Annotated in this window: 8 protein-coding genes and 1 tRNA gene; 2 read left to right on the plus strand and 7 right to left on the minus strand. The window is 45.2% G+C overall.

The annotated features are described in order from the left end of the window. Positions 1–35: 35 nt before the first annotated feature. From CHA01nite_RS17935 to rbfA, 7 genes are all read right to left on the minus strand, one after another. Positions 36–221, minus strand: a complete 186-nt coding sequence (locus CHA01nite_RS17935; RefSeq protein ID WP_146943923.1) for a bacteriocin-like protein — start codon at positions 219–221, stop codon at positions 36–38. A gap of 328 nt (positions 222–549) precedes the next feature. Further along, positions 550–1581, minus strand: a complete 1032-nt coding sequence (gene ribD / locus CHA01nite_RS17940; protein ID WP_146943925.1) for a bifunctional diaminohydroxyphosphoribosylaminopyrimidine deaminase/5-amino-6-(5-phosphoribosylamino)uracil reductase RibD — start codon at positions 1579–1581, stop codon at positions 550–552. 60 nt (positions 1582–1641) lie between these two features. Continuing rightward, positions 1642–3447, minus strand: coding sequence for a DUF349 domain-containing protein (locus tag CHA01nite_RS17945; RefSeq protein WP_146943927.1), 1806 nt, complete (start codon positions 3445–3447; stop codon positions 1642–1644). 78 nt (positions 3448–3525) lie between these two features. Continuing rightward, on the minus strand, positions 3526–4263 hold the full coding sequence (locus CHA01nite_RS17950; RefSeq protein WP_146943929.1) for a shikimate dehydrogenase family protein: 738 nt from the start codon (positions 4261–4263) through the stop codon (positions 3526–3528). A gap of 62 nt (positions 4264–4325) precedes the next feature. Next, a complete protein-coding gene (locus CHA01nite_RS17955) occupies positions 4326–6110 on the minus strand; it encodes an endonuclease (protein ID WP_146943931.1) in 1785 nt (594 codons plus the stop codon). Between the two features lie 48 nt (positions 6111–6158). Continuing rightward, positions 6159–7397 carry an ABC transporter permease gene (locus CHA01nite_RS17960; protein ID WP_146943933.1) on the minus strand — a complete coding sequence of 413 codons (1239 nt, stop codon included), beginning with the start codon at positions 7395–7397 and terminating at the stop codon, positions 6159–6161. 3 nt (positions 7398–7400) lie between these two features. Then, positions 7401–7760, minus strand: coding sequence for a 30S ribosome-binding factor RbfA (gene rbfA, locus CHA01nite_RS17965; protein ID WP_146943935.1), 360 nt, complete (start codon positions 7758–7760; stop codon positions 7401–7403). A gap of 90 nt (positions 7761–7850) precedes the next feature. On the opposite strand from rbfA, the gene mce reads away from it, so the two are divergent. Together mce and CHA01nite_RS17975 are read left to right on the plus strand one after the other, a co-directional pair. Continuing rightward, positions 7851–8249 (plus strand): methylmalonyl-CoA epimerase, encoded by a 399-nt coding sequence (gene mce, locus CHA01nite_RS17970; RefSeq protein WP_146943937.1) that lies wholly within the window; start codon positions 7851–7853, stop codon positions 8247–8249. Between the two features lie 63 nt (positions 8250–8312). Further along, positions 8313–8386: transfer RNA gene (locus CHA01nite_RS17975), tRNA-Ile, on the plus strand. Positions 8387–8873 lie beyond the last annotated feature (487 nt).

Genomic DNA, 8873 nt, shown 5'->3' on the forward strand with positions numbered 1-8873 from the left:
TCTCATTTATTTACAGTCTTCCGGTCTATGGCAGGTTACAGTTCAATTCCCGGATTGGCACAGGCCTGATCCAACGGGACACATCTGCCGTTGCAGTTGTAGGTGGTATGAGGGTTGCACGGGCAGATCCAGGTATTGGTCGACGGATCATAGTAACATTTTTCGATTCCTCCGTTCACGGATCTCAATTCTTGCTTTGATAATTTTCTTAAATTTTTCATGAGGTATTGGTTTAAATGGATCGTGAAGTTACGTAATTAATTTCAAAGTGTAGTGATAAATTGTGCGATTTTTATTTGCTAAGTTTTGATATTTAATAATTTACAACGTGAACTCAGGGAGAAAACCCGGATTAACAGGCTGGAAGAGCGGTGCTGAATGCCGGATGTTTCCCTTGCTGAAATACGATGAAAGGTCCTGACGGTTAAATGAGATCTTTTGTCATTCAATTAAAAGGAATTCTACTTAAAATCCCGGCTTAACCAGGCTTTAATTTTATTTTTAAATTATTGAACTGAACAAATTGAATACGATTGACTTTGTGTTGATTTACAGGATTTCCGCTTGATAAAATTCAATCCTGTTATCTCTGAAATTTTCTGTGCGTAAAGGTTTTCTGCCCGTAAGTTCCGGTGCCCGGGTTCCGTTTTCAAGCTTCAGGCTTTCGTTTTTAATAACAACAGCTTCATCCCATAGATTCCCGTCGATAAACTGCTGCAGGGTAAATCTACCGCCTTCAATAATCACCGACTGGATCTGCTCTCTGTACAAAGCGTCCATCAGTTCCTGCAGGAAATTTTCTTTTTTAATTTTAATAAAATGAATGTGCTCCCGGATTTCTTCCTTCACGGAATTGATAACAATGGTCCTGGCTTCAGTATGGTAAATTTTGAAATCCGAAGGGACTTTAAGATCAAAATCAATCAGTATTCTTACCGGATTTACACCTTCCACATTCCTTACCGTAAGAGAGGGATTGTCATTCAGCGCGGTTTGGGTTCCCACCAGGATGGCATGCTCGTCGGCTCTCAGCTGATGAACGAATTGATTGACCAAAGGATTTGAAATGGCTGTCGGCTGAAAATCTTTGTCCAGGAAACCATCGGCTGACCGGGCCCATTTCAGGATGATGTAAGGCCGTTTCTTTTCGTGATAGGTAAAGAACCTTTTGTTCAGCTCAATGCATTCTTTTTCCAAAACCCCGGATACTACTTCAATCCCGGCGTCCTGGATGATTTTTTTTCCTTTTCCGTTTACCTTATCGTGGGAATCCATGGCTCCGATCACGACTTTCCGGAAGCCCAGTTCTTTTATTTTCAAAGCACACGGCGGCGTTTTTCCGTAATGGGCGCAAGGCTCCAGCGTCACATAAATCGTAGACTCCGGAATCAGGGACCGGTCTTCCATCGATTCGATCGCATTGATTTCAGCATGGTTTTCCCCGGCTTTGCGGTGATAGCCTTCCCCGATGATTTTACCGTTGTGTACGATCACACTGCCGACCAAGGGGTTGGGGTAGGTGTGGCCTAAAGCTTTTTTAGCCAGCTCGATTCCTCTTTTAATATATAATTCGTCCTGCATAGTCCATGAAAAAAGCGAAGTCAAATGTTTTGCTCCGCTTTTAAGATTTAAGATTATTTTTTATTCTCCGGCAATGATGTTGTGGAGGTTCTGTTTTAAGCTTTCAAGATGTGCTTTTTTCTCGTCAATTGAATTGTACGTATCTTTCAGCAACGGGTTTTCCCTGGATGGGTTCTTGAAGAACGCCAGGTTGTTTTCCAGTTTTACGATTTCGGCTTCAAGGTCGGAGATCTGGCTCTTCATTTTTCTTGCTTTGTCGGTCAGCTGGTTTTCAGAAAGCCCTTCTTCCTTCAGCTCAAATTCATTGATCTTATTGAGCTTCAGTTTTTCCCTTAATGTCTTGTTGAATTCTGTATTGATGGAGATTTTATCCCTCGGCACTTTCCCGATGTTGTTCCAGGATGTTTTGATGGCCTCAATCCTTTCGATGCTGCCTTCTTCGTTGGTTACGGTTTTCAGGTCCTCGAGAATTGCTTTTTTCTGCTTGTAGTTTTCTTTCCAGTTATCGTTTGAGGCATTGCTCTTTTCACGGTAATTGTTGAAGAATGCGTTGCAGGCATCACGGAATTCGTCCCAGATTTTGTTGGTCATGCTCTTCGGAACGTGGCCGATCTTCTTCCAGTCTTCCTGAAGCTTTTTAAACAAGGGAACGGAAATATCCCATTCTTCGTTGTTCTGGTTGTCTTTTGCCGTCTGGATCAGTTTTAACTTTTCTTCCAGGTTGGCCTGCTGGGAACCTTTTAACGATTTGTAATAGGTATTTTTGGTGGTGTTGAAATTTCTGAGGGTGGTTTTGAAATCATTCCAGTTCTGGTTGGAAAGCTTTCTCGGCACACTGCCGGTTTTCAGGAATTCCGTACGGAGGTCCTCCACCTTCCGGATGGCGTTCTGCCAGTAATTGTGGTTCGGGTTTTCCGCCGGCTCAGACAGCTTTTTGATTTCGGCGATAATCTGGTTTTTCTTTTCCAGGTTGCCGGCCTGTTCGGTTTCGATAGCTGCGGAAAGCTCGGATTTCCTTTCGTGGATCTTGTTGGAAATTTCCTTGAATTCCTCCCATGTCTTCTCACGGAATTCTTCCGCTACCGGCTCCGCTTCTTCCTTCCAGAGCTTGTGAAGGTATTGAAGTTCGTTCAGCGCCTTCTGGATCACCGGCTCATGCTCAAGCTGCCTGGCGCGTTCGATGATGTGCTGTCTTTTTTCAAGGTTATGGCTGTATTCCTGCTCCAGGAATTCTTTATTCAGGTCCAGCATCTGATAAAACTGGTTCAGGTGATGGAAATAATTGTTATTCAGGATCCTGAATTCGGATTTTGCCACCTGCCCGGCATTGGACCAGTCTTCCTTGATCTCACGGATAGATTTGAAAAGGTTGGTACCGGGCTCGGAATTGGTGTACAGGTTTTTCAGCCTTTCAATAATGCTCTGGCGGTGGTCGAGGTTTTTCTTCTGCTCTTCCTCCTGGCCTTTCTGGAAATCGTCATGCTTTTCCCTGAAGATGTTCACCAGTGCGGAGAATCTTGCCTGGGAAGGATGCTCGTAACTGAAGGTTTCCGGTGCATTTCCGGCATCGGTGTACTCATGCTTTTTGTCTTCCACTTCATCATGGATGTAATGACTTGCTTTTTCTTTCAGCTGATTGAATTTTTTGAAATCTTCACCGGCATTCGGCGCATTGATGATTTTTTCCATTTCTTTCAGCGTATCGGCCAGGGAAAGGTCTACTTCTTCGTGCTCTTCTTCATGTTCCGGCTCTTCTTGCGGGGTGCTTTCATCCCGGGATGCAACAGGTTCTGGTGTCTGTTCCTGAGGTGTTTCCTGTTCGTTCCTGTTTTCCTCGTTCTCAGAAAGATTGTTTTCTGTAATCATAGCAAATCGTTTATGTGAGTGGCATTATAATATCCTCTAAATATATGGCTAAAAAGCCAAATACAATACTAAGTTAAGTTATTTTTTTTGAAAATTCCAAATTTCCCAGGCTTTTTCTGCCTGCTGTTCGAGCATATAATAGCCGTTCACGGTTTTGGCTCCTTTTTCTGAAGCATTGATGATGAATTTCGTATAGTTCGGGTTATAAATTAAGTCGATGATCAGGTGGTTTCCGGTAAGCCCGCCGAAAGGGAAATCCAGGCAGTCTTCTACATTCGGGAACGTCCCGACCGGCGTACACTGAACAATAATCTGATGTTGTGCCACGGTTTCCGCAGTGAGGTTCGTGTAATTGATTTCGGTTGTCCTGGAAACCGTCAGGGAAGGGATTCCCAGTTTGTCAAATACATATTTCACGGCCTTGGCTGCCCCGCCGTTCCCTAAAATAAGGGCGGACTGATGGTGCGGCTTCTTATGGAGCATCAGCGTTTTCTCAAACCCGAAGGCATCGGTATTATAGCCTGTCTTTTTACCGTTTTCAATCCGGACGCAGTTCACGGCACCTATTTTCTGTGCTTCATCGCTTAATTCATCGAGGTAGCCGATGATCTTTTCCTTGTAGGGGATCGTTACATTGAAGCCCAGCAATTCAGGGTCGGCAAAAAGGGCTTCCGCTTCATGGAGTTCCGGCAGATCGAAAATGCTGTATGAATAGCCTTTCAGCATCAGCTTCTGGAATTTATCTTCAAAGTATTTTTTTGAAAAGGAATAGGAAATGTTTTTCCCGATCAGCCCTAATTTTTTATTGGAATCCATCGGATAAAAATAAAAAAAAGACCGGATAAATCCGGTCTTCCGCATGAAATATTTCTTAAATCTTAGTCTACGATGAATTTCGCAGCAAAAGCATCGGTCTTCAGGATGTAATTTCCTTTTACCAGGCCTTTAAGATCGATTTTATTTGAATGTTTGAAAGGGTTTTCAATAGTTTCGATCAGTTTTCCGGAGAAATCGTAGATCTGTGCTTTTGAAATTCTGTTCAGGTTTTCACCTTTTACAAACAGTTCGTTGTTTTTTACCGGATTAGGGTAGATGCTGAAAGACGGTTTGTCTTTAGAAATCTCGCCCGTGGCCAGTACGCTGTAGCACGTCCAGCTCAGATCATCGATGGAAATTCTTTTTCCGGTTTCGGAATTGATGATCTTGATCACTGCATTGCCTGCTACATTGATGTTGCTGATCGTCGTGGTGGTTGCCGCTGCGCTGAAAGGGATCGTACCCGCATTGGTTCCGTTGATCTGTAAAGTCAGGTTTCCTGCCGTATCGGAAGAGAACGGAATTTTGGTCGTTACCGTAAGAGAGCCTACGCCTCCGGAAATCGTTGAGCTGGTCAGGTTTCCGTTTCTGATGTTGATGGCCTTGCCAACGATCGTCTGATCCGTTCTGGAATCGGTTGCCGTCCAGGTAATGTTGTTGCTGGTCCAGGTCTGCGTGGCATACGAAGAGCTTGCTGCCGGAATATTGGAGAAGTCTTCCGTTCCGCAGCTTCCTCCCGGCTGTCCGCCTGCAAGGGTGGTGCCCGGTGCGGTGTTGCTGGCTGTGGAAGCGTTACCTGCCGCATCCTTTGCAACTACGTAGAAGTTATAAGTGGTGGACGGGTTCAGTCCGGAAACGGTGGCCGTTGTTCCTGTAACGGTTACATAGAAAGTTCCGTCTTTATAAATATCATACCCTGTTACTCCGATGTTATCCGTAGAAGCCGTCCAGCTTAAGGAGATCGAGTTGGAAGAAGGGTTGCTGGTGATTAAGTTCGCAGGGGCGGTCGGTGCCTGGGTATCCACCACCGGGGTACCCCAGATCTGGGCCGCATATTCAGGATGATCGATAAACGGGTTACGGTTTCCCTGGTAAATATACGAGGCATTGTTTCTGGAAATTTCCATCGGTGATACCGGATCGGCCAGGTGCCAGGCCAGCAGCTGGTTCAGCTCCCAGGTCTGTAATCCGGGATAAGCTGAATTCCCCAGCATGTTTCCTGAGCTGAAACCGGACAGCTGGCTCTCGTATCTCGTTACGAAATAAAAGATCATCCGCGCAACGTCGCCCTTAAAAGCATCGATCGGCTCGAAAACCGTCCCGGAATAGCCCGTTGAAACGGAAGTGCCCAACTTTGAACCGTTTTGTGAAATGTAAGAAGTGATTCCTACTTTTCCGAAAGGGAAATTGGAGCGGTATCCGTTTACTTTACCGTCGGTCGGCCGGATGAAATTGATATCGGAGTACATCGGCATGGCGCTGCCGAAAAGGCTTTGAGGCACGATGTGCTCTCTGTTGTAGCAGTCGCCTTCACTGGAATAGTTTCCGCACTGGCTGGATGAAGTATGCTGGTAAACATAAGGATCCGTTCCCGCAGGATTTTCGGAATAAATGTCCAGTACGCTTCCGTCGTTTTCATAAAAATTATCGCTGTCCGTACTTACATACCCGTTGTACAGGTTGTTGTACGTTTTGGGGATGTGGCCGGTCGTAATGATCTGGCTGAGTGCCGTTTTCAGGTTGGCACCGGTAAGCCCGGCTGCTGCATTGTAATAGGTTGCAGGGGCCTGTGCCCATGCATTGAAAAATGCAAGAACCAGTAAAAAAGGGAATAGATGTCGTTTCATTTTTAAAAATTGGGCCGTAAAGGTACAAAAAAATGAAGACTGAAGATGTTAATTTTTAGTAATATAGTCTTTGCTGATCTTGGAGAATGCCCATGAAATGCCGAATCCGAAGAGGGAAGCGGTGAGGGCCACGGTCAGGTAATTCCTGCCGACAATCTTTACCGGGAACGGCAGGCTTTCATTGGCCTTGAAGAATTCCGTGTACTGCTGGAAATAGCAGAGGCCTGTTCCCAGGATCAGTCCGGAGATAATTCCCAGCACCACGATCAGGATCCCGGTGTAGAAATACACCTGCCGCAGGTGGCTCAGCGGGAAGCCGAGGGAAACCAGGGATTTTGCCTGCTCCTTCTTATCCAGCTGCAGGATGATGATGGCTCCGGCGAGGTTGAAGGTTGTGATGAAAATAACCAATGCGAAAATCAGGTAGATAAACAGCTTTTCGGTGTTGATCATCTTCCAGAACGCGGCATTCTCTTCCTGCTTGGTCTTGATTTCGAGCTGCTTCCCGGCCGGCATTTTTTCGCCCTTCAGGCTGCCGCCGAGGGAAGTCGTAAGCTGCTGTTTGACCGCATCGGCATTCTCAGGGTTCTTAAGCCTGATCACAATCTGATAGGCCGAATGTTTCGGCAGGCTGAGCAGTTCTTCCGTCAGTTCGATCGGGGCAATGATGTAGTTGTCGAGCTGGTCTTTCCCCGGGAAAAGCCCGGTAACCAGGATGTCTTTTTTGTTGTAGATGTCCTCTTCCTTATTGATGATCCCGGTTCCCGGCTTCGGCATGAATATCGTGGCATAGCCGTTTTCGGTGGATACCGGAACCGACAGCCGGATGTCCAGCGAATTTTCCATCAGCACTTCATTGGAATACTTAAATCCGGGATAAGTGCCGAAGAACACCTCTTTGTCAATGGGATTCACCTTCGTATAAGCCGAATCGACCCCGCGGAGGTAAGCAATGTCGCCTTTGCCGTTGAAGCTGATGTATACCTTTTCCTCGATCACCCTTGAAAAATGGCTGATTTCCTTATTATTTTTTAAAACGGAGGTAATCCGGTCCAGGTCGTTCAGGGTTTTGCCGGACGTGCTTTTGATCGTCAGGTCGGCATGGAGGTTGGAAATCAGGTCTTTGTTGAGATCCTCAAGACCCGAAAATACGGAGATGATGACAAACATTGCGGTAACGGCTACCGTCATCGCACCTACCGCCAACCAGGTAATAAAGGTCACGGCCGTGCTCCCTTTCTTGGACAAAAGGTAACGGGAAGCAATATAAAAAGCAATGTTTTTCAAAGTTTACAGAATCGGGTTATCGCCTTCGCCTCTCAGTTCGCGCTCCAGTTTTTCCACATCGTCCAGCGTCGTATCCAGGTAGAAGCTGATGTTGGGGATCACACGTACCTGCTTCGCCATTTTCTGGCCGATGAAATTGCGGTACTGCGCCTTGTTTTCCTCGATCTCCTTCATCACCGCCTTGCGGTGTTCCTGCGGGAAGATGCTTAAATAAATCTTGGCAATGCTGAGATCCGGCGTCACTTTTACATCCGAAACGCTTACCAGAATGCTCTGTTTGCTTTCCGAGGCCTGCTTGCGGAATAGTTCTGCGAAATCTTCCTGTATGATCTGGGCTACTTTTCTTTGTCTGTTACTTTCCATAATTTCTGCAAATTTAGTACTTTTGTTTGAATTGCTGCCCCGAAATCCGGCGGCTCTTTCAAAATTACGACTTAATTTATTTTATTCTTTATGAAATTAGAACATATCGGTATTGCCGTACAATCCTTAGGGGTTTCCGACGAACTTTTTGCGAAGCTGCTGGGAAAGGAATCCTATAAAAAAGAATCGGTGGAGCGGGAAGGCGTAACGACGTCCTTTTATGCCGCCGGCGAAAGCAAAATCGAGCTGCTGGAAGCGAGCCGGGAAGACAGTCCTATTTCCAAATTCATCGGCAAAAAAGGAGAGGGCATCCACCATCTGGCATTCGGCGTGGACGATATTGCGGCCGAAGTGCAAAGACTGAAAAAAGAAGGCTTCGAATTTATCTCCGAAGAACCCAAAGAAGGTGCTGATAATAAACTCGTTGTCTTCCTTCACCCCAAATCCACCAACGGCGTCCTCGTAGAATTGTGCCAAGAAAAACCCTAAATAATTTTGTAGGAACAGAAATTTTGCTATTTTTGCAATCACAAAATTTAACCAAATTTTTGAGGTCCTATAGCTCAGTTGGTTAGAGTCCCTGACTCATAATCAGGTTGTCCTTGGTTCGAGCCCAAGTGGGACCACGTTGAAAAGCACTTACAGTTGTAGGTGCTTTTTTTTATTGATATCTGTATCTGAAGGAACAAGTGATAAACTGGTGTGGAAAATCCGAAAAGATAAGAGTTGACAACGAACCCGGCATTCAATGCGGAAAAGTTGAAAGATTGGTGCAGCAGGAATAAAATCTTGCTCCATTAGATACAGTTCGGAAAACCAACACACAATGTTCTGATAGAAAGGTTCAGCAGTAGTTTTCATACAGAATTCCTGGTTGTTTATTTATTTGAGAACATCAGATGAGAAATTATTCAAAAATATGGATGTGGATGTGCAACAACGGACGACCTCGCCAATCATTTGCAGTACCTAATATCAAGGAATTTTTTGTTGAAAATGGAAAGCTCAACAAGCTGAGACTAGTTAGTCATTCCTTAAAAAGCCATTTTTTTATTTTGAAAATTATATCCGTGTAAAAAGATTTTGAAAACCATTTCAAGCCAAAGAAGGATT

Source organism: Chryseobacterium hagamense, from assembly GCF_007991455.1.
Taxonomy (GTDB): domain Bacteria; phylum Bacteroidota; class Bacteroidia; order Flavobacteriales; family Weeksellaceae; genus Chryseobacterium; species Chryseobacterium hagamense.

Coding starts and splice junctions, on each gene's coding strand:
- CHA01nite_RS17945 (WP_146943927.1), bottom strand. CDS start 3,447: ATGATTACAGAAAACAATCTTTCTGAGAACGAGGAAAACAGGAACGAA.
- ribD (WP_146943925.1), bottom strand. CDS start 1,581: ATGCAGGACGAATTATATATTAAAAGAGGAATCGAGCTGGCTAAAAAA.
- mce (WP_146943937.1), top strand. CDS start 7,851: ATGAAATTAGAACATATCGGTATTGCCGTACAATCCTTAGGGGTTTCC.
- CHA01nite_RS17935 (WP_146943923.1), bottom strand. CDS start 221: ATGAAAAATTTAAGAAAATTATCAAAGCAAGAATTGAGATCCGTGAAC.
- CHA01nite_RS17955 (WP_146943931.1), bottom strand. CDS start 6,110: ATGAAACGACATCTATTCCCTTTTTTACTGGTTCTTGCATTTTTCAAT.
- CHA01nite_RS17950 (WP_146943929.1), bottom strand. CDS start 4,263: ATGGATTCCAATAAAAAATTAGGGCTGATCGGGAAAAACATTTCCTAT.
- rbfA (WP_146943935.1), bottom strand. CDS start 7,760: ATGGAAAGTAACAGACAAAGAAAAGTAGCCCAGATCATACAGGAAGAT.